Below are 24,490 nucleotides of genomic sequence, written 5' to 3' on the forward strand. Positions count from 1 at the left end.
GGGGCGCATATGACCCCCGGGGCCCGCGTGCAGGCGGCGACTGAAATCCTTGACGAGATCCTCGCCGGTGAGGCTGCGGAGAAGGCTCTGACGAATTGGGGCCGGCGCAGTCGCTACGCGGGCTCCAAGGACCGTTTGGCGGTCCGTGATCATGTTTTTCAGGCGCTGCGTTGTCAGCGCTCCCATGCTGCTTTGGGCGGAGCTCTGACGGGGCGTGGACTAATGATCGGTGCGCTGCGGGCCGAGGGGCTGGATCCCGCGGACCTCTTCCACGGAGAAGGTCATGCGCCAAAGCCGCTTGATGAGGCGGAGCAGGTCAGTCCGCGTGCGTTTGAAAGCGTCGCCGAGGAAAATGACCTGCCGGAATGGCTATGGCCGCTGTTTGAACGCAGTCTTGGCGATCAGGCGCTGGAGGCCGCGCAGGCCTTGCGGTCACGTGCGCCGGTGCATCTGCGTGTGAACCTGCGCAAGGGAGATCGTGACGCTGCGATCAAGCGTCTGGCAGAGGGCGGTATCATCGCCGAGCCGCAGGCCGTGTCCCCGAGTGCCTTGACTGTGACCGACGGTGCGCGGCGCGTTAAGAATTCCGAAAGCTACCTGCAAGGCTTTGTAGAATTGCAAGACGCCGCAAGTCAGGCGGTCGTGGATGCCTTGCCATTGCATGACGGACAGCGGGTTCTGGATTTCTGTGCGGGTGGCGGTGGCAAGGCCTTGGCCATGGCCGGGCGCGTGGACGCGCAGATTTATGCTCACGATGCGGACCCACGCCGGATGAAGGACGTACCCGAGCGCGCAGAACGCGCCGGTGTTTCACTTCCCTGCATGACAACAGAAGAGCTGGCACAGTACGCGCCGTTCGATCTGGTTCTCTGTGATGCCCCTTGCAGTGGGTCCGGGTCCTGGCGTCGTGATCCCGAAGGGAAATGGCGTCTGACACAGGACGCACTCGACGACGTCGTTGCGGTGCAGGGTGATATTCTGGATGCCGCAGCTCCATTGGTGGCAGCCGGAGGCGTGCTCGCATTTGCCACCTGTTCAATGTTGGATGTGGAAAACGGAAATCAAACCCGGGCGTTTCTGGACCGGCATCCGGAGTGGGAGCACTTGAGCGAACACGCATGGCATGTTCATACTGGTACCGACGGCTTTTACGTCTCGATGTTCCGGAGACCTGGAAAGCATTAATCTATTGGAAAGTTTTGTCGTTCCTCACTGAGATTAACTCCGCCTTAACCATGGTTGGCACGATAGTGCGGCACGAAGACTGTTAACGGAGCCGAAATGATCGGTCGCGCGACTTCAATTGTACCAAACCTGAAGGTAGAGACACCCGAACAAGCCCGCCTCGTTGCGACGTTTGTTCTGTCGCTGCTGTTTGTTGTTCTGCCTTGGATTCTGCCGCTTCCCGATTGGATCGGACGTGCGCTTGTCGCGGTTGGGCTGACGTTGGGTGGTGTCGCCGCATTGATCTTCGTACAGACACGTATGCGGCAAGGCGCCCGCGCGATGGCGAGCGAGCTGTTGTCGGGCTTCATCGACAAGGACGCCTCGCCCAGCTTTGTCACGGATGATGAGGGGCTGATCCACGCCTGCAACACCGCAGCGATGAAGCGGTTTGAGGGCACGGAGAGCGAGACAATCTCAGGCACGCTTCGGTCCGTCCTTGCCAACCCCTCGGCGGTTTTGTTCCGCCTACAGAGCCGGGCCAAGCTCGAAGGATCGGGGCGCGAGGATATCGTGACACGGCGGGGGCACCTGCGCCTGTCCGTGCATGAAATGGCCAATGGTAGTTTCCTGTGGCGCGTTGAGGATCTGGGCGAACGTCCCGCTGGGCGCACTGCGGATACCAATCCGGTGCCGATGATCTCTGTCGGGCGCACAGGTGCGGTGCTGTTCATGAATGAGGCGGCGCGCAGCCTGATCGGGGAGCGCGTCAAGTCCACCGAACGCCTGTTTACATCGCTGCCGGTGATCCCGGGGCGCCTTAATACGATCATGACCAAGTCCGGCGCGGTTGAGGTGCTCGTCAGCGAACACGGGCGCGGGCAGGGACGTAGTGAGCTTTACTTCATGAAAGCCGCCGTGGAGGACAGTGGGCCGCACACCGGTTTCGAGAGCCTGCCGGTGCCGCTGCTGAAAGTGCGTCCCGGCGGCGAGGTCCTGTCGGTGAACCGCATGGCGATGCGGCTTCTGGGGATCGAACAGGCCGAAGGCGTTCAACTGGGGCAGCTGATGGAAGGTCTCGGCCGGCCGATGAATGATTGGCTGCAGGAAACCGCAAAGGGGCTGGCTCCGCACAAGTCCGAATTTTTGCGGGTGTCGCGCGATGACAAGGAAGTTTTTGTTCAGGTGACGCTCACCCGGGTCATTGAGGAGGGCGAACCCCTTCTGATGGCCGTGCTGAACGATGCGACGGAACTGAAAACACTGGAAGCACAATTTGCGCAGAGCCAGAAAATGCAGGCCATCGGTCAACTTGCAGGTGGTGTGGCGCATGACTTCAACAATCTGCTGACGGCAATTTCGGGTCATTGCGATCTGCTACTGCTGCGTCACGACCAAGGCGATCAGGACTATGGTGATCTGATCCAGATCCACGAGAACGCCAATCGCGCCGCCGCGCTGGTGAGCCAGCTTCTGGCCTTCTCACGCAAGCAAACCCTGCAGCCCGAAGTGCTGGATGTGCGCGAAACCCTCTCGGACCTGACGCATCTGCTGAATTGATTGGTGGGCGAAAAGGTCTCTCTGACGCTCAGTCACGATCCGGTCATGCGCTCCATCCGCGCCGACAAACGGCAGTTGGAGCAGGTGCTGATGAACCTCGTGGTGAACGCGCGCGATGCGATGCCGCAGGGGGGCGAAATCCGTGTGGAAACCGAGGTGGTTGTGCTCGATACGGCACTGGAACGGGATCGCGCGGTGGTGCCGCCTGGCGAGTGGGTGACCATTCAGGTCAGCGACGAGGGCACGGGGATTTCACCGGACAAGCTGCAAAAGGTGTTCGAGCCGTTCTACACCACCAAGCGCACCGGAGAGGGCACTGGCCTTGGCCTGTCTACCGCCTATGGCATCATAAAGCAGACCGGTGGGTTTATCTTCGTTGACTCGACGTTGAACCAGGGCACCAAGTTCATGCTGTATTTCCCGGTGTTTCGCAGCGATGCGGCCAGTGAGGACAGCGAGCCGGAAGTGAGCATCAAGACCAAGGTCGCAGCCGCCCAGCATGGCGAGGGCGTGGTGCTTCTGGTGGAAGATGAGGCGCCGGTCCGTGCCTTTGCCTCTCGCGCGCTGCGCATGCGGGGGTACACAGTGCTTGAGGCCGAGTCCGCCGAAGAGGCGCTGGACACGCTTGAAGACCCGAATCTCAGCGTCGATGTCTTTGTCACCGATGTGATCATGCCGGGCATGGATGGCCCCACCTGGGTGCGCAAGGCGCTACAGGAACGCCCTGGAACCAAGGTGGTGTTTGTGTCCGGCTACTCCGAAGGGGCCTTTGGCGATGCGGAACCGGACGTTCCCAATTCCGTGTTCCTGGCCAAGCCATTCTCGCTTAGCCAACTGACCGAGACGGTCCAGTCCCAACTGGGCGAAATCACGGGTTGATTGAGGCATAGAGCGCAAATTCCTCCGGGTGTTTGCGCTCCAGCTTCTTTCGCGTTGCCGCCCGTAGGGTCAGGTCACCCGCGGGGCTGACATTCTCTGATCTGGTTTCATAATCCACCCCCGTGCGATCCCGCAGGAAGGCATGAAACGGGGCGAGTGTCTCATATGCAAACAGATGGCTAACGCGGCAGCCATTCGGCTGTGCCTCAAGGAACTTCGCCTGGCTGCCCACCTCTGCATGCGCTGGCCGCTTGCCGCGACAATAGTCGTCGACAAACCTGTCAAAGCTGATCTCTCGGGTCGATGTCGGTCGCCCGTTCAGATGCGGCCGCTGTCGGAATCGGTACCAACTGCCAAGCCAGTCGACCGGCTCGCGCATGATGGCCACCACCTCCAACTCGGCACCACATACCTTTTCAAACATCGGGCGCACCCAACGATTGTAGCGATAGAGCGGCGAATGCTTCAGCTCCGGCGGGTCTGAGATCACCATGTCTGCGTGCGGTCGAAGGGCGGATTGCAACGCTGTTGAGCCGGTTTTGGGCACCGACAAGAGCACAAGCTTGGCTCCGTAAAAGACCATCATGACGTTAAAGTCCCGGCAATAATTCAAACTGCTCTCAAGTTGTAAACCAATCTTTAACCGCGTTGCCAGTCCCGTGGAGAGACGTGAATTTGTCTTGTAATGTTCTCGTTTTGACCCCATAAGGAACAAGAGGAGAACAAAGCAGTGATTGTCGTCCGCCTCCGGGTGTGACACATAGAGAAGGATACGGGTACTATGGCGGATCTATTGACCATGAAGGACGACAAGAAGAGCGGCGACAAGCAGAAAGCCTTGGACAGCGCGCTCGCCCAAATCGAACGGCAGTTCGGCAAGGGCTCGATCATGAAACTCGGCGACGGCACAGCTCTGCAGGAGATCGAGGCCAGTTCGACCGGCTCTCTGGGGCTGGATATCGCGCTTGGCATTGGTGGCCTGCCGATGGGTCGGATCATCGAGATCTACGGCCCGGAAAGCTCGGGCAAGACCACGCTCACGCTGCATTGCATTGCCGAGCAGCAGAAAAAGGGCGGTGTCTGCGCCTTTGTGGACGCGGAACACGCGCTGGATCCGCAATATGCTCGCAAACTGGGTGTAGATCTGGATGAGTTGCTGATCTCACAGCCCGACACCGGTGAGCAGGCGTTGGAGATTACCGATACGCTGGTACGCTCCGGCGCGGTCAATATGGTGGTCGTCGACTCGGTGGCCGCGCTGACCCCGAAGTCCGAGCTTGAGGGCGACATGGGCGATAGCAGCGTCGGCGTGCAGGCCCGTCTGATGAGCCAGGCAATGCGCAAGCTTACCGGCTCCATCAGTCGCTCCAGATGCATGGTAATCTTCATCAACCAGATCCGCATGAAAATCGGTGTGATGTTCGGCTCGCCCGAAACCACCACCGGCGGCAATGCGCTGAAGTTCTACTCCTCCGTGCGTCTCGATATTCGTCGCATCGGTTCGATCAAGGATCGCGACGAGGTGGTTGGCAATGCGACCCGCGTGAAGGTGGTGAAAAACAAGGTGGCACCGCCGTTCAAGCAGGTCGAATTCGATATCATGTATGGCGAGGGCATCTCCAAGATGGGCGAGCTGTTGGATCTTGGCGTTGCTGCCGGTGTGGTAAATAAATCCGGCGCGTGGTTCTCTTATGGAGATGAGCGGATCGGACAGGGGCGCGAAAACGCCAAGCAGTATCTGCGCGATCACAAGCGTATAACGCTGGAGATTGAAGATAAAATCCGTGGCGCACACGGTTTGGATTTCGATATGCCTCCGGGTGGCGGTGAAGACGATGATGTCTTGGCGTCGGACTGAGTAGCGTCACAAGCTTGAGATTGAAAACCGGCCTGTTACGGGCCGGTTTTTTCTTGCGATGAATAATTACCTGACATAAGTCAGGTAATTATTCTGACCAAGGATTCCTATAGTATGATCTCTGAAAGTGAAATCCGCCGTCTTCGTCGCTTCAACCGGGTGGTCACATCTGAATTGGGGGCGATGGATCAATCGTTTCTCGGACGGGGGCGACCTCTTGGTCTGGCCCGGGTGTTGCAGGCGATCGGGCAAGGCAAAGAGGAACTCCGCGACCTGAGGTCGTATCTCGGGCTAGATTCGGGGCTTCTCAGCCGGCATTTGCGCGTGCTTGAGGCCGAGGAGCTGGTGGTCGCGGCGCCTTCACAAACCGAGGATGCGCGACAGAAACGTGTCACGCTGACGGATGCGGGACATAGGGAGTTCGACGCCTATGAGGCACTTTCGGATCAGCACGCACAGGAGCTTCTAGGCCGCAGTCGGAAACGAAAGGAGCTTCTGGCGGCGATCGATCTGGTCAGCGCCACATTCGGGTCCAGACAGCCACGGATCCGCCGGGCTGTGCCGACAGAGCCGGACGTGACCTATGCCATGGCGGAATATACCAGCGAGCTGTCTGACCGCTTTGGTCGCAGTTTTGCTGTGCCCGAGATGGGTGAGGCAGAGAGGCAGGACTTCTTGCCGCCGCGGGGCGTGTTCCTGTTGGCAGTTCAGGACAACATGGCCATCGCCAGTGGGGGCTTGCGACCCATCGACCAGAACTGTGCGGAGGTCAAACGGGTCTGGGTCAATCCCGCCTGGCGCGGGCAGGGTGTGTCACGAGACATGATGCGATCCCTAGAGGACGAGGCGCGGGAGCTGGGCTACGCCAGCGTGCGGCTCGACACCAGTCGGCATTTGCAAGAGGCGGTTTCCCTCTATCATGCGCTCGGCTATCGGGAAATCGCCCGATATAATGATAACCCCGATGCCGACCATTTCTTTGAAAAGATGCTCTGAAGTGTTTTGCGTAGACATAGCTTCTTATCCTGTGTCAGCACTGTATGCGTTGCAGCTTTGCATATGGAGGCATCATGGTCCCGACGCTTGAACAGTTGATGGCGGCGACGCCTGAAGTGCAGGCCGCGCCCAAAGACCAGGCAGAGATTACGATGCTCTGCTTGCGTCCCGGCTACAATCAACGGCGCTTTGTGGATGCGGTTGATGTGACGCCAGAGCAGGGCATTCCCGGAGAGCGTTGGGGCACACGTCCATGGCTGACGCGACAAGACGGATCTGGTCATCCGGGTATCCAGATTTGCATTCTGTCAAAGCGAGTGCTGGATCTGGTTTGGAGAGAGCGTGAAAATACACCGCACCCAGGCGATACCTTCGTCGTGGATATGGATTTGACCGAAGGCAACCTGCCGCCGGGGCAGCTGTTACAGGCCGGCAGTGCGGTACTGAAGGTTTCCGACATATTCAATGATGGCTGCGTGAAGTGGCAGGCACGATATGGGGCTGACGCGCGTGCCTGGGTTAACCGTCCCGAATTCCGGACGGCCCGTTTGCGGGGTATCCTGTGTTCGGTAGAGCAGGGCGGACGCATCGCCAACGGGGATGTTTTGATCAAAATCTGAGATGACAAAGCCCTTTTGAAAAAGCGATTGGAGCACGTTTGCTTTGGGCGGTGGACAGCCCTGCATGGGCGCGATACACCGCTTTGGACTGTTCCAATCACATCTAGAGAGCCGCGTTGACATGCCCAGCTTGAACGACATCCGGTCGACCTTCCTGAACTATTTTGCCAAGCAGGGCCATGAGGTTGTGGATTCCAGCCCGCTGGTGCCGCGCAACGATCCCACGCTGATGTTCACCAACTCCGGCATGGTGCAGTTCAAGAACTGCTTCACCGGGGTGGACAAACGCGATTATGTGCGCGCGACCTCGGCGCAGAAATGTGTCCGCGCTGGCGGCAAGCACAATGACCTCGACAATGTCGGCTATACAGCGCGCCACCACACCTTCTTTGAAATGCTGGGGAATTTCTCCTTTGGCGATTATTTCAAACCCGAGGCGATCCCCTTCGCCTGGGAGCTGATTACCGGCGAATTCGACATCCCGAAGGACAAGCTTTACGCCACGGTCTATCACACCGATGACGAGGCGTTCGAGATCTGGAAAAAGGTCGGCGTGCCCGAGGATCGCATCATCCGCATCGCCACCTCTGACAACTTCTGGCAGATGGGCGATACCGGTCCCTGCGGTCCCTGCACCGAGATTTTCTACGATCACGGCGATCATATCTGGGGCGGCCCTCCGGGCTCTGCGGAAGAGGACGGCGACCGGTTCATCGAGATCTGGAACCTCGTATTCATGCAGAATGAACGGTTTGCGGATGGCTCCATGGTTGATCTCGACATGCAGTCGATCGACACCGGCATGGGGCTGGAGCGCATCGCAGCGCTGCTGCAGGGCACCCATGACAACTATGAGACCGATCTGTTCAAATACCTGATCGAGGCCTCTGCAACCGCGACCAATAGCGAGCCCTTTGGCGATCAGAACGTGCATCATCGCGTCATCGCCGACCACCTGCGCTCCTGTTCCTTCCTGATTGCCGAAGGTGTTTTGCCCTCGAACGAAGGCCGTGGCTACGTGCTGCGTCGCATCATGCGTCGCGCCATGCGTCATGCCTCCTTGCTGGGCGCGTCCGATCCGGTGATGCACAAGCTGGTGCCGGCGTTGGTCAGCCAGATGGGTGCCGCCTATCCTGAGCTGGGTCAGGGCCAAGCCCTGATCGAGGAGACGTTCGAGCAGGAAGAAACCCGCTTTCTCAAGACCTTGGATCGCGGCCTTAAGCTTCTGGACGATGCATCCGGCGATCTCGACCAAGGCGACATCCTGCCCGGCGAGACGGCGTTCAAGCTCTACGACACATTTGGGTTCCCGCTGGACCTGACCCAGGACGCCCTGCGCGCCAAGGGGGTCGAGGTCGACACCGACGGCTTTGACGCCGCGATGAAGGCGCAGAAAGAGCAGTCCCGCGCCGGTGGCATCGGCCTTGGTGACGCGGCAGATGTGAAGGTCTATTTTGATATCGTTGATGCTGAGGGAACCACCGAGTTCCTCGGCTATGAAACCGAAAAAGCCGAAGGCCAGATCGTTGCGCTGGTGCGTGATGGCGGCAAGCTCGACAAGGCCGTGAAGGGCGACAGCGTTCAGATCGTTCTGAACCAGACACCATTTTACGGCGAAAGCGGTGGTCAGGTGGGCGACAGCGGCGTGCTGACCGTCGAAGGTGGCGCGGCGCGCATCACCGACACCAAGAAAGTCGAAGGCCTGTTCCTGCATATCGCGGAGATCACCGAGGGCGAGATTGCCGTGGGCGAAGGTGCCGCGATGGAAGTGGACCACACGCGTCGTGGCCAGATCCGTGCCAACCACTCTGCCACCCACCTGCTGCACGAAGCCCTGCGCAATGCGCTTGGCGAACATGTGGCGCAGAAGGGCTCGCTCAATGCTGCCGACCGCCTGCGGTTCGATTTCAGCCACAACAAGGCGGTGAGCGCCGAGGACTTGTCGAAGATCTCTACGGAAGTGAATGATTTCATTCGTCAAAACTCAACCGTCAGCACCCGCATCATGACCCCTGATGACGCGCGCGCGCTTGGGGCGCAGGCGTTGTTTGGCGAGAAATACGGCGAAGAGGTGCGCGTGGTCTCGATGGGCAAGGCGGCCACTGGCAAGGGGCAGGATGGCGATACTTACTCCATCGAACTCTGCGGCGGCACGCATGTGAAGCAGACCGGTGACATCGGCACCTTTGTGATCCTTGGCGACAGTGCGTCCTCTGCGGGCGTGCGCCGGATTGAGGCGCTGACCGGCGCTGCCGCCTATCGCTACCTCGAGCAGGAAGCCAACCGCATGGCAGAAGTGGCTGGGGTGATGAAGGCGCAGCCTGCGGACGTCATGGACCGCCTCAAGGCGATGATGGATGAGCGGCGCGCACTGCAGAACGAAATTGCAAACCTGAAGCAGCAGATCGCCATGGGCGGCGGCGCGGATGGCGGCGCGGAGACCAAGGAGATTGGCGGCAAGACCTTCCTCGGTCAGGCGCTGCAGGGTGTGTCCGGCAAAGATTTGCGCGGGTTGATTGATGCGCATAAGCAGAAGATCGGCTCTGGTGTGATCCTGCTGATTGCCGAGGACGACGGCAAGGTCGCCGTGGCGGCGGGCGTGACAGATGATCTGACCGGCGAGGTGTCCGCCGTGGACGTCCTGAAAGCGGCCGTTCCGGCTGTTGGCGGCAAGGGCGGCGGTGGCCGACCGGACATGGCGCAGGGCGGCGGCAAGGACTTCGCCGGTGCCGAGGCAGCTATCAAGGCAGCCGAAACTCTTTTGGAAGGATAACAACCATGCCCGCACTTTGGATTGCACATGTGACCGTGACCGACGCCGAGGCCTACGGCAAATATGCCGAACTGGCCGGCCCGGCGATCGCCAAGCACGGCGGCGAATTCATCGCCCGTGGGGGCCGTTTTGTTCAGCTGGAAGGCAAGGAACGCCCCCGCAATGTGGTGGCGAAATTCGCCAGCGTGGATGCGGCGGTCGATTGCTACAACAGCCCCGAATATCAGGAAGCGCTGAGCCATGCGCGCGACGCCTCCGAGCGGGAGCTGATGGTGGTGGAAACCGACGCCTGAGCACAGAAAAACTGTGCAAAGCGGAAGATTGGGCTGCGCGTTTCGCGTGGCCCTTTTTTGTGCTTAACAGCGCCTCGACGTCGGGCACTCAGGGTGCGCCGACGAGACGAGGAGAACATCATGTGTCGTTGGGCCGCCTATATCGGCACCCCTGTCCATCTGGACGAAGTTGTAAGCAAGCCGGAGCAATCCCTGGTGGCGCAGTCGGTGCATGCCTTTGAGTGCAAGACCCAGACCAATGCCGACGGGTTTGGCATTGCCTGGTATGACAGCCGCGAGGAGCCGGGGCTTTATCGCGACACGCATCCGGCCTGGTCCGATCCCAACCTGCGGTCGATCACCCATCAGGTACGCTCCGGCCTGTTTCTGGCGCATGTGCGCGCCTCCACCGGCACTGCAACCAGCCGCAACAATTGTCACCCGTTCACCCATGGCTGCTGGTCCTTCATGCACAACGGTCAGGTTGGCGGGTTCGAGAATTTTCGCCGTCGCGCCGATATGATGATCCCGGATGACCTCTACGGGGCCCGCAAGGGCGCCACCGACAGCGAGGCGCTGTTCCTGATCGCGATCTCGGAAGGGTTGTTCGAGGATCCAAAGGGCGCGATGGAGCGCGCGGTGGGCAAGATGGAAGCCCTCAGTCGCGAGTTCGGCCATACACCGCATATGCGCATCGGCGCGGCCTTCAGCTGTGGTCAGGCGCTCTATGCGGTGCGATATGCCTCCGACCATCTGGCGCCGACGGTTTACAGCAGCCGGACCGCCGATGGCACCGGACGTCTTGTGGTGTCGGAACCGCTGCACAAGGGCGAATGCTGGGAAGCGGTGCCCGCGGGATCCATCTGTCGCTACACGGCGGATGAGGCCGTGATCCAGGATTTTGTTCCGCAAACCTGAGGCAACTTGCACAAATGAAAAGGCCCGGTCTTGGTTGACCGGGCCTTTTTGCATTTATCAGTTGTTGGACTTTGCCATCCGCTTGCGCTCATGCGGGTCGAGGTAGCGTTTGCGCAGACGCACGGAGGTTGGGGTGACTTCCACCAGCTCGTCGTCGTTGATGTAGGCGATGGCCTCTTCCAGCGACAGCGTGATCGGGGTGGTCAGCCGGACCGCATCGTCGGTGCCGGAGGCCCGCACGTTGGTCAGCTTCTTGCCCTTCAGCGGGTTCACTTCCAGGTCGTTCTCACGGCTGTGTTCGCCGATGATCATGCCCTGGTAGATGTCGGCCTGAGCGCCGATAAACATCTTGCCACGCTCTTCGAGGTTCCACAGAGCGTAGGCGACGGACTGGCCGTTCTCCATGGAGATCAGAACGCCAGCGCGACGGCCCGGGATCGAGCCCTTGTGCGCGGTCCAGCCGTGGAATACGCGGTTCAGCACGCCGGTGCCGCGGGTGTCGGTCAGGAATTCGCCGTGATAGCCGATCAAACCGCGCGACGGCACATGGGCAATGATGCGAGTCTTGCCGGCGCCTGCGGGTTTCATTTCAACCAGTTCACCCTTGCGGTTGCCGGTCAGCTTTTCGATCACAACGCCGGAGTATTCGTCATCCACGTCGATGGTGGCTTCCTCGACGGGCTCCATGCGCTGGCCGTTTTCCTCGGTGAACAGCACCTGCGGACGGGAGATCGACAGCTCGAACCCTTCACGGCGCATGTTCTCGATCAGAACGCCCATCTGCAGTTCGCCACGACCAGCAACCTCGAAGGCTTCGCCGCCGGGGGTGTCGGTGACCTGGATGGCCACGTTCAGCTCTGCCTCTTTCATGAGGCGATCCCGGATCACGCGCGATTGGACCTTCTTGCCGTCGCGACCAGCCAGCGGGCTGTCGTTGATGCCGAAGGTCACGGTGATGGTGGGCGGATCGATCGGCTGGGCGGGCAGGGCCTCGGTCACCGAGGTATCGACCAGCGAGTCAGCCACGGTTGCCTTGGCCATGCCGGCGACGGTGACGATGTCCCCGGCTTCGGCCAGGTCGATCGGCTGTTGGGACAGGCCGCGGAAGGCCAGGATCTTGGTGGCGCGGAAGTTCTCGATCAGCTCGCCATCACGGGTCAGCGCCTTGAGGCTCTCGCCAACCTTGAGCGTGCCGCTTTCGACGCGACCGGTCAGGATGCGGCCCATGAACGGGTCGGCGCCGAGGGTGGTCGCCAGCATGCGGAACGGCTCTTCCTTATGGGCGATCTGCTTGGGTGCGGGGACGTGCTTCACAACCAGATCGAACAGCGCGGAGAGATCCTCTCGCGGGCCGTCCAGTTCCATGTCGGCCCAGCCGGAGCGGCCAGAGGCATACATGGCGGGAAAGTCGAGTTGGTCGTCATCGGCGCCAAGGTTGGCAAACAGGTCGAAACATTCGTCCAGCGCGCGATCGGGTTCCGCGTCGGGCTTGTCGACCTTGTTCAGCACCACGATCGGACGCAGGCCGAGGGCCAGCGCCTTGGAGGTGACGAATTTGGTTTGTGGCATCGGACCTTCTGCCGCATCCACCAGCAGCACAACACCGTCTACCATCGACAGAATACGTTCAACTTCGCCGCCAAAGTCGGCGTGGCCGGGGGTGTCGACGATGTTGATGCGGGTGCCGTTCCATTCAACCGAGGTGGCTTTCGCCAGAATGGTGATACCGCGTTCGCGTTCCAGATCGTTGGAATCCATGGCACGTTCTGCCACGGCTTGGTTTTCGCGGAACGCGCCGGATTGTTTCAGTAGCTCATCGACCAGGGTTGTTTTACCATGGTCGACGTGCGCGATGATCGCAATATTGCGCAGGTCCATGAGTTATGCCTTTAATTGGGGTTGCGGCGCGCATACCGTGATAAAGCCCGAATGGCTAGTGCAAAAGCAGGACAGGCTGGCAACTGTCGCTGCGCTGCCGCATCAGGAGGGAGCCCTGAGCGTGGGTCAGTGGCTTGAGCTGGACGAAAACAGGTGGATCACCAGAATGCCCGCGATGATCATCACCATGCCGGCGATTGCAGGCAGATCAATGCGTTGACCAAATACGATAAACCCGATGGCGGCGATCAGCACGATGCCAAGCCCCGACCAGATCGCATAGACAATGCCCACCGGCATGTATTTCAGCGTCAGGCTCATCAGAAAGAAAGATGCAGCATAGGCGACCACGACGATCACGGATGGCAACAGCCGGGTGAATTGCTGGCTGGCCTGAAGCGCGGTTGTTCCGATGGTTTCGGCCAGCACAGCGGCCATCAGGTAGAGATAATGCATGTGGTGTCCTTTTGACGAACCTGCCGCCAAGCCTGAGGTGGGGCGACATGCTCGTCAAATCTCGTCATCCGGCATTATGCAAGGGGGGAAATGCAGGATCTTCGGTTCAGAGCCTGCCGTGTTCCGTGAACCAGGGCAGCAGACGCGCGCGCACATGATCCCAGACCTTCGGCGCGCCCCGGGCGACCTTTGCACCGACGCGGGCGTCGATCTGGGGCAGGGTGACGTCATACTCGATCCAGCTGCCGCCGCCTGTGGCAATGTTCAGCAGCACCGGCTGCACCCTGTCGATGGATTTGGCGTAGATCGCGTCCGGGCTCTGCGAAGCCTCGAACTCCTGCCAGATCTTCAGATACTGTTCGCCCTGCGCTTCTGGCAGCAAGCCAAAGAGGCGCTGTGCCGCGGCCAGTTCTTCGGCCTCGATACGGGCCAAGGTGTCGGCATCAAGCTTTGAGTGGATCGGCACATCGCCCGCGTCTATCTCCACCAGGTCGTGCAGCAGGAGCATGGTCAGGACACGGTGCGCCTGGATGTCGGCTGCGCTGTGATCCGCCAAGACCCACCCGTAGAGCATGATGTGCCAGCTGTGTTCGGCGGAGTTCTCAAACCGGGTGCCCGCCGCAATGCGCGAGGCGCGCAGGATCGTCTTGAGGCGATCGGCTTCGGACAGAAACGCGAGGCGGGCTGCAAAGGCTTCGTCTTCGATCTCCTGCCCGGCGAGAAGCGTATTTGCCGCGCTAAAGGCTTCGGGAAAGCGGTCTTTCAGGGTTGTAGCGCGCCCGGTGGTGAGGTTTTCTTTCACAACGCGCATGTGATCTACAGGAGGCGACACGGCGCAAAGCGTTTGAAAGATTGGTTGGCAGTAGTCCAATGCTTTTGCAAAGCGCGCATCAACCGTTTCAGCCGCTTCAAACTCTTGCCACAAGGCCTGCAATGCCTGTCCCTGCACATCTGGCAGCAGGTCAAAGATCCTCTTCTGGGCACGATCCTCGGCCTCTGCAACCGCGGTCCAGTTCGTGGGCTCGTCAATTGGATGATCCCCAACATCGATTTCCACGATGTCGTGCAGGAGCAGCATCTGGATGACACGTGGTATCGACACGCCTGGGGGCGCATAGGGCGCAAAAACCAGCGCATAGAGCGCCAGATGCCAGGAATGCTCAGCCGAGTTCTCCTGGCGACTGCCGTCCAGCAGCAAAGTCTGGCGATCCACCTGGCGCAGCCTTTCGATTTCAGAGAGGAACTCGAATTGCTGCTGCAGGTCGCTGGTCATAGAAGTTTTTTTGCCTTTGCTTCGAGGGCTGCCTTGGCAGTCTCGAGCTTTGAATTGATAAAATCGCGCGCTTTGCGCTCCGCCAACCGAATACGAACTTCGGTCAGAAATGCTTCTTCCAGCGATTGGGAGGCCGCCCCCAAAACCTGGGCGACCTCCATATACATCCGGTCCTCGCCCAACGCATCCTGGACCTTGAGGGTGTCCTCCGCCAGCTTTGCAGCCAGTGTGTCCAGGGTCGACATCAGCGCGTGTTCTCGGTCAGGCGCTGCTTCACATAGTCCGACACGTTGCCGATCATGGTGTCCAGATGCGGTTCCTGGAAGAAGTGGTCAGCCCCTTCGATCTCATTGTGGGTGACGGTGATCCCCTTCTGCTCGTGCAGCTTGTTCACAAGGTTGACGGTGTCCGCGGGCGGAGCCACGCGATCCGCAGAGCCGTTGATGATCAAGCCGGATGACGGGCAGGGCGCAAGGAAGGAGAAATCATACATGTTGGCTGGCGGGGCAACCGAGATGAAGCCGGTGATTTCCGGACGACGCATCAACAGTTGCATGCCAATCCAGGCGCCAAAGGAGAAGCCTGCAACCCAGCAATGCTTGGAGTTGTTGTTCATGGACTGCAGGTAATCGAGTGCGGAGGCCGCGTCGGACAGTTCGCCCACGCCCTGATCGTACTCACCTTGCGACCGCCCGACACCACGGAAATTGAACCGCAGCACGGTAAAGCCCATGTTGTAGAACGCATAATGGAGGTTATAGACCACCTTATTGTTCATGGTCCCGCCAAATTGCGGATGGGGATGCAACACGATCGCGATCGGCGCGTCCTTTTCCTTTTGCGGGTGATAACGGCCTTCCAGGCGTCCTTCGGGTCCGGGGAAAATGACCTCAGGCATGGGTGGGTGGATCCTACTCTGCTTTTTTTGGCGAGGGGCCGGGGACAAATACTTGACGAATTTTCTCTGGCACCTTAGAACTATTCTAAAGAGGCGCAGGTGAAGACCGGCACCTTGTCAAGCTGAGATACGCATTGACAGGGGTATCGTCAATCATTTGCTGCTTTTTCGGCAAAAGGGTAAGCAGATGAAGCTTTCTACAAAGGGTCGGTATGCGATGGTCGCGTTGGCTGATATCGCATTGCAGCCGGCAGAGGGCCTGGTGGTTCTCGCCGATATTTCCAAGCGGCAAGACGTGTCGCTGCCTTATCTGGAACAGCTGTTTGTCAAGCTGCGTCGGGCGGGCCTGGTGGCGTCCGTGCGCGGGCCGGGCGGCGGTTATCGTCTCGCCAAGCCGGCATCCGAGATTCGCGTGGTCGAAATTCTGGCCGCCGTCGACGAAACCGTTGATGCCATGCATAAGGGCGCCGGCGTTTCAGGCGGATCCTGCGGCAGTCGCGCGCAATCTCTGACCAATCGCTTGTGGGAGGGGCTCAGCGCCCATGTCTATGTGTTCTTGCACCAAACCCGTCTCTCGGATGTGATCGAAAATGATCTCGCGCCCTGTCCGGCGGTTCCCAACCTGTTTGCCGTCGTAGACGAATAACGCCGATTTCGCCGCATCCTGTTTGGATGTTTCGCGGCCAAGTTCAGCGCAGTAATAGAAAATATGACTCCATGACTCGCATTTATCTTGATCACAACGCCACCTCGCTGCTGCGCCCAGAAGCGCGGGATGCGATGATTGCGGCGATGGATGTTTGCGGCAACCCATCCTCCGTCCACGCCGAGGGCCGCGCGGCCAAGGCGGTGGTTGAGCGGGCGCGGGCTCAGATCACGGCTGCATTTGGTGCCGATGGTGCGGATGTGGTGTTCACCTCGGGCTCGACCGAAGGAGCCGCGCTGGCGTTGTCCGGCCGCGATCTGCATGGATCCGCACTTGAGCACGATGCTGTAAGAGCTTGGGTGAGAGAGGATTTGTCTGTTGCTCCTGATGGTACGGTTGAGGTGGAGGAGGCGGCGAAGTCCTGTTTGCAACTTGCCAACTCTGAAACCGGAATAATTCAGACCCTGCCCGAGGGGCTTGCCGTCACCGATGCAACGCAGGCCTTTGGCAAGCTGCCTGTTGCTTTTAACTGGATGGGCGCGACCATGGCGCTGATTTCAGCACACAAGCTTGGCGGCCCAAAGGGAATTGGAGCGGTTGTCCTAAAGCGCGGGACCGAACTTGCCGCACAGATCCGCGGCGGAGGCCAGGAGATGGGGCGTCGTTCCGGAACGGAAAATGTCATTGGAATTGCAGGGTTCGGAGCCGCAGCTGAAGCGGCGGCACGGGATCTGGACAATGGCGTTTGGGATCGGGTTGCAGAATTTAGAAATATTCTAGAAAACGCTGTTGAGGCTTCGTGCCCAGACACTATTTTGATGGGCAAGGATGCGCGTCGCTTGCCCAATACCTCTTGTTTCGCCACCCCTGGATGGAAGGGCGAGACACAGGTCATGCAGATGGATCTGGCGGGGTTCGCGATCAGCGCGGGCAGTGCCTGTTCCAGTGGCAAGGTGCGCGCCAGCGCGGTTCTGACCGCAATGGGATTTGATGAGGCGACGGCCCAGAGCGCGATCCGCGTATCGCTCGGGCCGGAGACGACTGAAACGGATGTGCTACGCTTTGCAGAAGCGTGGTGCGCCAAGCAGAAGAAACATCGCGCCCGCTCGGCGTGAGTGCAGGAGAAGAAGATGGCCGCTCTGGACCAATTCGAAGCTAAGGAAGGCGTTGATCAGGATACCGTGGACGCGGTTCGTGAGGTCAGCACCTACAAATACGGTTGGGACACCGATATCGAGATGGACTATGCCCCGAAGGGCTTGAACACCGATATCGTGCGCCTGATTTCTGAAAAGAACGAAGAGCCGGAGTGGATGACCGAATGGCGCCTTCAGGCCTTTGAGCGGTGGGCCGGCTTGAAAGAGCCGAACTGGGCGATGGTGGACTATCCCGAGATCGACTTTCAGGATCAGTACTACTATGCGCGCCCAAAGAGCATGGAAGTCAAACCAGCGTCCCTGGATGAGGTCGATCCCAAGCTTCTGGCTACGTACGAAAAGCTCGGCATCCCACTGAAAGAACAAATGATTCTTGCCGGGGTTGAGGGCGCTGAAGACGCTCCCAGCGAAGGCCGCAAGGTTGCCGTGGACGCGGTGTTCGACTCTGTTTCCGTGGGCACGACCTTTCAGGCGGAACTGAAAAAAGCAGGCGTGATTTTCTGTTCGATCTCGGAAGCCATCCGCGAACATCCCGAGCTGGTGAAGAAGTACCTCGGGTCCGTGGTGCCGGTGTCGGACAACTTCTACGCTACGCTGAACTCTGCCGTGTTCTCCGATGGGTCGTTCGTCTATGTGCCGCCGGGCGTGCGCTGCCCGATGGAACTCAGCACCTATTTCCGCATCAACGCGGAAAACACGGGCCAGTTCGAACGCACATTGATCATCGCCGATAAAGGCAGCTATGTCAGCTACTTGGAAGGCTGCACTGCACCACAGCGCGACGTCGCACAGCTGCATGCTGCGGTGGTCGAGATCATCATCGAAGAAGACGCCGAGGTGAAATATTCCACCGTTCAGAACTGGTATCCGGGTGATGAGAACGGCAAAGGCGGCATCTACAACTTCGTGACCAAACGCGCCGATTGCCGGGGTGATCGGTCGAAGGTGATGTGGACGCAGGTTGAAACCGGCTCTGCCGTGACCTGGAAATACCCCTCCTGCATCCTGCGCGGTGACGAGAGCCAGGGCGAGTTCTACTCTATCGCCATCACCAACAACATGCAGCAGGCCGATACGGGCACCAAGATGGTTCACCTTGGTAAAAACACCAAGAGCCGGATCGTCTCCAAGGGGATCTCCGCCGGCAAGGCGCAGAACACCTATCGGGGCCTGGTCTCGATGCATCCGAAGGCGAAGGATTCACGCAACTATACCCAATGCGACAGCTTGCTGATCGGTGACAAATGTGGTGCGCATACAGTGCCTTACATTGAAGTGAAGAATAATTCTTCGCGCGTTGAGCACGAGGCGACCACGTCCAAGGTCGACGATGATCAGCTGTTCTACTGCCGCCAGCGCGGCATGGATGAAGAAGAGGCAGTCGCTCTCGTGGTGAACGGCTTCTGCAAGGACGTGCTTCAGGCGCTGCCGATGGAATTCGCGATGGAAGCACAACAACTGGTTGCGATTTCCCTTGAGGGTTCGGTTGGCTGATGAGCGGGCCTTGGCAAGGACAGAACGGAGACAAATCCATGATCGTGACAACCACCGGCTCTGTTGAGGGCTATCAGATCGCTGAATACAAAGGCATCGTCGTGGGCGAGGCGATCATGGGTGCGAATGTGGTCCGGGACGTCTTTGCTTCGATCACCGACATCGTTGGGGGCCGCTCCGGCGCTTATGAAAGCAAGCTGCAGGATGCGCGGGACACTGCGCTAAGCGAGCTGGAGGAGCGTGCCCGCGCAGTTGGTGCAAACGCGGTTGTGGGCGTCGATCTCGATTATGAGGTTGTTGGTCAGTCGATGCTGATGGTCTCGGCCAGCGGCACCGCGGTAGTAATCGGCTGAGTGAAAGCGGAGAAAGATCTGTGCTGTTTGCCTCACACCATCTTCCTGAGTTCATTGCGCGGCTGTCATCAGGACAGTCGGTAGGCTTCTCGGATGTGGATCTCTACACCAGTGAGATCTTCGGTCGGCGGATGGTGTTTTCCGTGGACATGAAGCGTGATCCGATCCAGCGGTCCCATCGCGAGGGGCACTTTTATGAAGAGGAAGAGCTCTCTGTTATAAAAGCGCTCTTTCCTTTCGGTGGGACGTTCGTGGATATTGGTGCCAATATTGGCAATCACGGGCTTTTTGCCGCGGCATTTCTGTCTGCGGCGCGGGTCATCCCGTTTGAGCCAAACCCGAAGGCGCTGAAACTTCTTCTCGCGAATATCTCTGCCAACGGGCTCGTTGCCAAATATGACCTGAGCCACCTCGGAAAAGGCCTAGGCGCCGCGCCAAGCGCGGGCTTCGGCATGGAGGCGCGAGATCGGAATCTAGGCGCGGCAAAGATGTTGCCAGACGAAGGGGATATCGAGATCACCACAGGCGATTTGGCGTTGGAAGGTGATCAGCCAAACTTCATCAAGATCGACGTGGAAGGCATGGAAATACAAGTTCTTTCCGGCCTGCGCGACACGATCAGACGCTGTCAGCCTGCCTTGCTTGTCGAGGTGGACCGCGAGAATGACGACGATTTTCACGCCTTGATCGCGCAGATGGGCTACGGGGTTGTCGACACGCTGCAGCGTTATAACAGGAACAAGAATTACGTCATCAAACCGCTCCCAACGGATGCGGAAGGCTGACGGTACTCGAACACGCGGCCCGGAGCAGTGCCTCCGGCGGTAAGAAGAAAAGGCGAAAAATATGCTCGAAATCAAAAACCTACACGTAAAGCTTGAAGAAGAAGACAAGCAGATCCTCAAGGGTGTCAACCTGACCGTTGAAGCGGGCAAGGTCCATGCGATCATGGGGCCGAACGGCTCTGGTAAATCGACGCTGTCCTATGTTCTGTCGGGCAAGGATGGCTATGAGGTGACCGAAGGGTCCGCGTCTCTTCTCGACGAAGAACTGCTGGAGCTGGAACCGGAAGAGCGTGCCGCGCTTGGTGTGTTCCTCGCATTCCAGTATCCTGTCGAAATCCCGGGAGTTGGTAACATGACCTTCCTGCGCACCGCGGTGAACGCGCAGCGCAAGGCCCGCGGCGAGGAGGAACTCTCGGCCTCCGATTTCCTCAAGCATGTGCGCGAGAAAGCCAAGGAGCTGAAGATCGACGCGGAAATGCTGAAGCGTCCGGTTAATGTCGGTTTCTCCGGTGGTGAGAAAAAGCGTAACGAAATCCTGCAGATGGCGATGCTGGAGCCGAAGATGTGCATCCTTGACGAGACCGACTCCGGCCTCGACGTGGACGCAATGAAACTGGTTGCTGATGGCGTCAATGCGCTGCGCGACGAGGGGCGTGGTTTCCTGGTGATCACGCACTATCAGCGTCTTCTGGATCACATCAAACCGGATGTCGTGCACATCATGGCCGATGGTCGTATCATCAAAACCGGCGGCCCCGAGCTCGCGCTTGAAGTGGAAAACAACGGTTACGCAGACATTCTTGCCGAGGTGGCGTAATGGCACTTCCCGAACTGAAACAAACTACGACCGAAGCGCGGCTTGCGTCTCTGTCCATGAACGAAAGCGGCTGTCTGGCTGCCGCCCGTCGCGCCGCGCTGTCCCGCGTTCAGACCATGGGATTGCCGGATCGCCGTGACGAGTACTGGAAGTACACGCGCCCGGATACGCTGACGTCTGCTGAGGCCCCGAAGGCCGCGGTGCTCGACAGTGATGAAGCACCGATGTTCGATCAGTTTGATCGTCTGAAAATCGTTTTTGTCGATGGTGTGTTCGATGCCGCGGCTTCTGATGATCTGACCCTCGAAGGCGTGAGCATCGAGCGTCTCGCCGATATCGAAGGCAAGGACATTCATTGGGCCAAGGAGATTTTTGGCGTTCTGGAAGCCCGAGGTCAGTCCCCTGTTGAACGGCCGCTGGCAGCGCTGAACACCGCGTTTGCCGCGGATGGCGTGGTCATCCATGTCACGGGCAAGCCGTCCAAACCGATCAATCTTGTGTATCGCCACGAGAGCGACAGCTCTGACGCGATGCTGCATCATGTGATCAAGGTGGAAAACGGCGCGGAGGCAACGGTTCTGGAAAACGGTCCGGCTGCGTCACGCTTCAATACAGCGATGGAGATCGACGTTGCCGATACAGGTACGTTGCATCTGGTCCGGGCGCAGGGCAGGGATCACGAACGCCGCGCTGCGACGCATATGTTTGCGCGGCTGGGCCGTGAATCCGTGTTCAAGAGCTTCACGCTGACCGTAAATGGTGTGCTGACCCGCAACGAGGCGATTGTCGAGTTTCTCGGCGATGACGCGGTTGCGCATATCGCAGGCGCCTGCGTTGGTGATGGCAATTTCCACCACGATGACACGGTCTTTATCACCCATGACGCAGTGAATTGTGAAAGCCGTCAGGTGTTCAAGAAGGTTCTGCGCAACGGTGCGATCGGGGTCTTCCAAGGGAAAATCCTGGTGAAGGCCGGCGCGCAAAAGACTGATGGATATCAGATTTCTCAGTCCCTGCTTCTGGATGACGACAGCCAGTTCCTTGCCAAGCCTGAGCTTGAGATCTACGCCGACGACGTGGCCTGCTCGCACGGGTCAACTTCTGGCGCCATCGACGAGGAAGGTCTGTTCTATCTGCGCTCGCGCGGTGTTCCCGAAGCGGAGGCGACCGATCTGATGACGCTCGCATTCCTGGCCGAAGCGGTTGAGGAAATCGACAGCCCAGACATCGCCGCCAGCATCAACGACCGCCTTTACGGCTGGCTCGCGCGTCGGAGCTGAGGTCTGGGATGGCTGTGACGACAGATATCACGGCAACCTATCGGGGGCCGCGCAAGGTGATTGCGCGGCTCCTCGCAATGGGGCCTCGTGAAGATCGACTTTTGGCTTTTCTCATGGGTGCTTGCGTATTGATGTTCATCGCGCAAATGCCAAGGCTTGCACGTGAGGCGCATCTGAACGGTCAAGAGCTGAACATGCTGCTTGGCGGTGCGCTGTTGGGCATCGTCTTTATCGCGCCGCTGGGGCTTTATGCGCTTGCCATGATCTCGCATCTGATTGTGCGCGCGATGGGCGGGCAGGGCGATGGGTACCAGTCGCGCCTGGTCCTGTTCTGGGCTTTCCTCGCCGCGACGCCGGTGCTGCTGCTCAATGGGCTGGTTGCAGGTTTCATTGGCACAGGCCCGGCATTGAATGCGGTTGGCGGTCTCTGGGTCATGGTGTTCTTCTGGTTCTGGGTTTCGGGTCTCATTGAGGCCTATTGGGGCAATACGTGATGGATTTCAAAAGCCTGGCCATCGAAACTATCACTGATCCCGCCGCGGCGGCTGACAAAATCCTGTCTCATCAGTTTGAAAACGATGTGATTTGGACCGGGTTTGCCTTGAACGTCGTGCTGAGCGTTTTTCTCTATGCGCTGCAGGGGTTTCTGTTGGGCATGCCTTCAAACGCATTGTTCCCAAACCTCAGCCCCGTGATGTTCGGAATGTTTTTGGTCGCCTTGCAGCTTGCGTATTCTGTCGGCTCGCTGGTTGTGGGCAATCGCCTTGGCGGGCAGGCACGCTTCATGCCAATCTTCAGCCTTTTGGTTTGGCTGCGCTTTGTTAATATAGCCATCCAATTCATTGCAATCATTATGGTATTTGTGATGGCACCCTTGGCCGCCATCCTGAACCTGGTTGCGGCCGTCTACGGTATCTATGTGCTTGCACATTTTACCAACGTGGGCTTTGGTCTGAACTCCTTGGGGAAATCCCTCGGAGTGATTTTCATGGCCGGTCTCGGGGCCATGGTCGCCGTTCTGTTCCTGATGGGGCTCTTTGTTCCCACTATCCTGGAGACGTCCAATGTATGATGTCGAAAAAATCCGCTCGGATTTCCCGATCCTCTCGCGCGAGGTGAACGGTAAACCGTTGACCTACTTGGACAATGGAGCGTCTGCACAGAAGCCGCAGGTGGTGATTGATGCAATCACAAAAGCATACTCTGAGGAATATGCGAATGTTCACCGTGGCTTACACTATCTTTCCAACCTCGCGACCGAAAAGTATGAAGGTGTGCGCGGTACTATCGCACGGTTTTTGAACGCGGGTCATGAAGACCATATCGTTCTGAATTCCGGCACCACAGAAGGCATCAATCTTGTGGCTTATGGCTGGGCCATGCCGCAGCTAGAGGCGGGAGATGAGATTGTCCTGTCGGTGATGGAGCATCACGGCAATATCGTGCCCTGGCATTTCCTGCGCGAGCGTCAGGGAGTTGTTCTGAAATGGGTGGATACTGAGGCCGACGGCAGTCTAGACCCGCAAAAAGTGATTGATGCCATTGGCCCTAAGACCAAGCTGGTTGCTGTCACGCATTGTTCCAATGTCTTGGGGACCGTTGTTGATGTGAAATCCATCAGTGCAGCCGCACATGAGAAAGGCGTGCCGGTCCTGGTGGATGGCTCTCAGGCGGCAGTTCACATGCCGGTAGATGTGCAGGACCTTGGTTGCGATTTCTACGCGATCACCGGGCACAAGTTGTACGGGCCATCTGGGTCCGGCGCCATCTATATCCGTCCTGAAAGGATGGCGGAGATGCGTCCGTTCATTGGTGGCGGCGATATGATCAAGGAAGTTTCCAAAGATCGCGTGCTCTACAACGATCCACCGATGAAGTTTGAGGCTGGCACACCTGGTATTGTCCAGACAATCGGCCTTGGCGTGGCCCTGGACTATATGATGGGCGTCGGCATGGCTGAAATCGCTGCGCATGAAGCAGACCTTCGTGGCTACGCGTCAGATAGGTTCGCCGGTCTGAACTGGTTGAACGTTCAGGGGCATGCGCCTGGTAAAGCTGCGATTTTCAGTTTCACACTCGAAGGCGCCGCGCATGCGCATGACATTTCAACTATTCTCGACAAGAAAGGCGTCGCGGTGCGTGCCGGGCATCACTGCGCTGGCCCGCTGATGGACCATCTTGGTGTAACGGCCACGTGCCGAGCATCCTTCGGCATGTACAACACACGTGCGGAGGTTGACCGTCTCGTAGAAGCGCTTGAACTCGCACATGAATTGTTTGCCTGAGATCACGCTATGGGCGCAACGGAGTGTAGCGCCCATAGAGCTTCATATTTTACATAATACTGATTATATGATGTGCGTAGGATCATAATTCACCCGGTACCCAGCGCCCATATCAACATGAAAAACGC

23 protein-coding genes and 1 pseudogene are annotated in these 24,490 nt (G+C 58.8%); 18 read left to right on the plus strand and 6 right to left on the minus strand.

Annotated elements, in window-relative coordinates:
* Positions 1-9: 9 nt before the first annotated feature.
* Together R1T40_RS05530 and R1T40_RS05535 are read left to right on the plus strand one after the other, a co-directional pair.
* On the plus strand, positions 10-1,185 hold the full coding sequence (locus R1T40_RS05530) for an RsmB/NOP family class I SAM-dependent RNA methyltransferase (RefSeq protein WP_317386176.1): 1,176 nt from the start codon (positions 10-12) through the stop codon (positions 1,183-1,185).
* Positions 1,186-1,281: 96 nt separating this feature from the next.
* Positions 1,282-3,603: pseudogene (locus tag R1T40_RS05535) on the plus strand (ATP-binding response regulator).
* Here the strand turns inward: R1T40_RS05535 and R1T40_RS05540 are convergent.
* Positions 3,593-4,189, minus strand: coding sequence for a sulfotransferase family protein (locus tag R1T40_RS05540; protein ID WP_317386177.1), 597 nt, complete (start codon positions 4,187-4,189; stop codon positions 3,593-3,595). The pseudogene R1T40_RS05535 and the gene R1T40_RS05540 overlap by 11 nt on opposite strands.
* A gap of 195 nt (positions 4,190-4,384) precedes the next feature.
* Here R1T40_RS05540 and recA point away from each other — a divergent pair, with 195 nt between their 5' ends.
* From recA to R1T40_RS05570, 6 genes are all read left to right on the plus strand, one after another.
* Positions 4,385-5,461: a recombinase RecA gene (gene recA / locus R1T40_RS05545; protein WP_106163710.1), complete on the plus strand. Its 1,077-nt coding sequence runs from the start codon at positions 4,385-4,387 to the stop codon at positions 5,459-5,461.
* A gap of 114 nt (positions 5,462-5,575) precedes the next feature.
* Entirely contained in the window at positions 5,576-6,457 is an 882-nt protein-coding gene (locus tag R1T40_RS05550; RefSeq protein ID WP_317386178.1) for a bifunctional helix-turn-helix transcriptional regulator/GNAT family N-acetyltransferase, read from the plus strand.
* A 74-nt stretch (positions 6,458-6,531) separates the two neighbouring features.
* Positions 6,532-7,077, plus strand: a complete 546-nt coding sequence (locus tag R1T40_RS05555) for an MOSC domain-containing protein (RefSeq protein WP_317386179.1) — start codon at positions 6,532-6,534, stop codon at positions 7,075-7,077.
* 121 nt (positions 7,078-7,198) lie between these two features.
* Positions 7,199-9,850, plus strand: coding sequence for an alanine--tRNA ligase (gene alaS, locus R1T40_RS05560; protein WP_317386180.1), 2,652 nt, complete (start codon positions 7,199-7,201; stop codon positions 9,848-9,850).
* A 5-nt stretch (positions 9,851-9,855) separates the two neighbouring features.
* Positions 9,856-10,143, plus strand: coding sequence for a DUF1330 domain-containing protein (locus R1T40_RS05565; protein WP_106163708.1), 288 nt, complete (start codon positions 9,856-9,858; stop codon positions 10,141-10,143).
* Positions 10,144-10,263: 120 nt separating this feature from the next.
* Positions 10,264-11,040: a class II glutamine amidotransferase gene (locus R1T40_RS05570; protein WP_317386181.1), complete on the plus strand. Its 777-nt coding sequence runs from the start codon at positions 10,264-10,266 to the stop codon at positions 11,038-11,040.
* 57 nt (positions 11,041-11,097) lie between these two features.
* On the opposite strand, the gene typA is transcribed toward R1T40_RS05570, so the two are convergent.
* The 5 genes from typA to R1T40_RS05595 form a co-directional block, all read right to left on the minus strand.
* Complete coding sequence (gene typA / locus R1T40_RS05575; RefSeq protein WP_106163706.1) at positions 11,098-12,918, minus strand: translational GTPase TypA; 1,821 nt, start codon at positions 12,916-12,918, stop codon at positions 11,098-11,100.
* A 126-nt stretch (positions 12,919-13,044) separates the two neighbouring features.
* Positions 13,045-13,374: a DMT family transporter gene (locus tag R1T40_RS05580; protein ID WP_106163705.1), complete on the minus strand. Its 330-nt coding sequence runs from the start codon at positions 13,372-13,374 to the stop codon at positions 13,045-13,047.
* Between the two features lie 106 nt (positions 13,375-13,480).
* Entirely contained in the window at positions 13,481-14,647 is a 1,167-nt protein-coding gene (locus R1T40_RS05585) for an HD domain-containing protein (protein ID WP_317386182.1), read from the minus strand.
* Entirely contained in the window at positions 14,644-14,892 is a 249-nt protein-coding gene (locus tag R1T40_RS05590; RefSeq protein ID WP_106163703.1) for a hypothetical protein, read from the minus strand. Before R1T40_RS05590 ends, R1T40_RS05585 begins: the two co-directional genes overlap by 4 nt.
* Positions 14,892-15,545: an alpha/beta hydrolase gene (locus R1T40_RS05595; RefSeq protein WP_106163702.1), complete on the minus strand. Its 654-nt coding sequence runs from the start codon at positions 15,543-15,545 to the stop codon at positions 14,892-14,894. The genes R1T40_RS05590 and R1T40_RS05595 overlap by 1 nt, the downstream gene beginning before the upstream one ends.
* Positions 15,546-15,732: 187 nt before the next feature.
* Here R1T40_RS05595 and iscR point away from each other — a divergent pair, with 187 nt between their 5' ends.
* The 10 genes from iscR (at position 15,733) to R1T40_RS05645 (ending at position 24,362) form a co-directional block, all read left to right on the plus strand.
* Positions 15,733-16,191: a Fe-S cluster assembly transcriptional regulator IscR gene (iscR, locus tag R1T40_RS05600; protein WP_106163742.1), complete on the plus strand. Its 459-nt coding sequence runs from the start codon at positions 15,733-15,735 to the stop codon at positions 16,189-16,191.
* 71 nt (positions 16,192-16,262) lie between these two features.
* The gene (locus R1T40_RS05605) at positions 16,263-17,306 is read left to right on the plus strand and encodes a cysteine desulfurase family protein (protein WP_317386183.1); all 1,044 of its coding nucleotides are present in this window, start codon (positions 16,263-16,265) and stop codon (positions 17,304-17,306) included.
* 15 nt (positions 17,307-17,321) lie between these two features.
* Positions 17,322-18,842, plus strand: a complete 1,521-nt coding sequence (sufB, locus tag R1T40_RS05610) for a Fe-S cluster assembly protein SufB (RefSeq protein WP_317386184.1) — start codon at positions 17,322-17,324, stop codon at positions 18,840-18,842.
* A gap of 38 nt (positions 18,843-18,880) precedes the next feature.
* A complete protein-coding gene (locus R1T40_RS05615; RefSeq protein WP_106163699.1) occupies positions 18,881-19,195 on the plus strand; it encodes a heavy metal-binding domain-containing protein in 315 nt (104 codons plus the stop codon).
* 20 nt (positions 19,196-19,215) lie between these two features.
* Positions 19,216-19,980, plus strand: coding sequence for an FkbM family methyltransferase (locus R1T40_RS05620; protein WP_317386185.1), 765 nt, complete (start codon positions 19,216-19,218; stop codon positions 19,978-19,980).
* A 61-nt stretch (positions 19,981-20,041) separates the two neighbouring features.
* Positions 20,042-20,797 carry a Fe-S cluster assembly ATPase SufC gene (gene sufC, locus R1T40_RS05625; protein WP_317386186.1) on the plus strand — a complete coding sequence of 252 codons (756 nt, stop codon included), beginning with the start codon at positions 20,042-20,044 and terminating at the stop codon, positions 20,795-20,797.
* Positions 20,797-22,077: a SufB/SufD family protein gene (locus tag R1T40_RS05630; RefSeq protein ID WP_317386187.1), complete on the plus strand. Its 1,281-nt coding sequence runs from the start codon at positions 20,797-20,799 to the stop codon at positions 22,075-22,077. The genes sufC and R1T40_RS05630 overlap by 1 nt, the downstream gene beginning before the upstream one ends.
* A gap of 8 nt (positions 22,078-22,085) precedes the next feature.
* Entirely contained in the window at positions 22,086-22,571 is a 486-nt protein-coding gene (locus R1T40_RS05635) for a YIP1 family protein (RefSeq protein ID WP_317386188.1), read from the plus strand.
* A complete protein-coding gene (locus tag R1T40_RS05640) occupies positions 22,571-23,149 on the plus strand; it encodes a YIP1 family protein (RefSeq protein WP_317386189.1) in 579 nt (192 codons plus the stop codon). Before R1T40_RS05635 ends, R1T40_RS05640 begins: the two co-directional genes overlap by 1 nt.
* Entirely contained in the window at positions 23,142-24,362 is a 1,221-nt protein-coding gene (locus tag R1T40_RS05645) for a cysteine desulfurase (RefSeq protein ID WP_317386190.1), read from the plus strand. Before R1T40_RS05640 ends, R1T40_RS05645 begins: the two co-directional genes overlap by 8 nt.
* Positions 24,363-24,490 lie beyond the last annotated feature (128 nt).

Origin of the sequence: Tritonibacter scottomollicae (assembly GCF_032924845.1) — a bacterium.
In the GTDB taxonomy this organism is placed as follows: Bacteria; Pseudomonadota; Alphaproteobacteria; order Rhodobacterales; family Rhodobacteraceae; genus Epibacterium; species Epibacterium scottomollicae.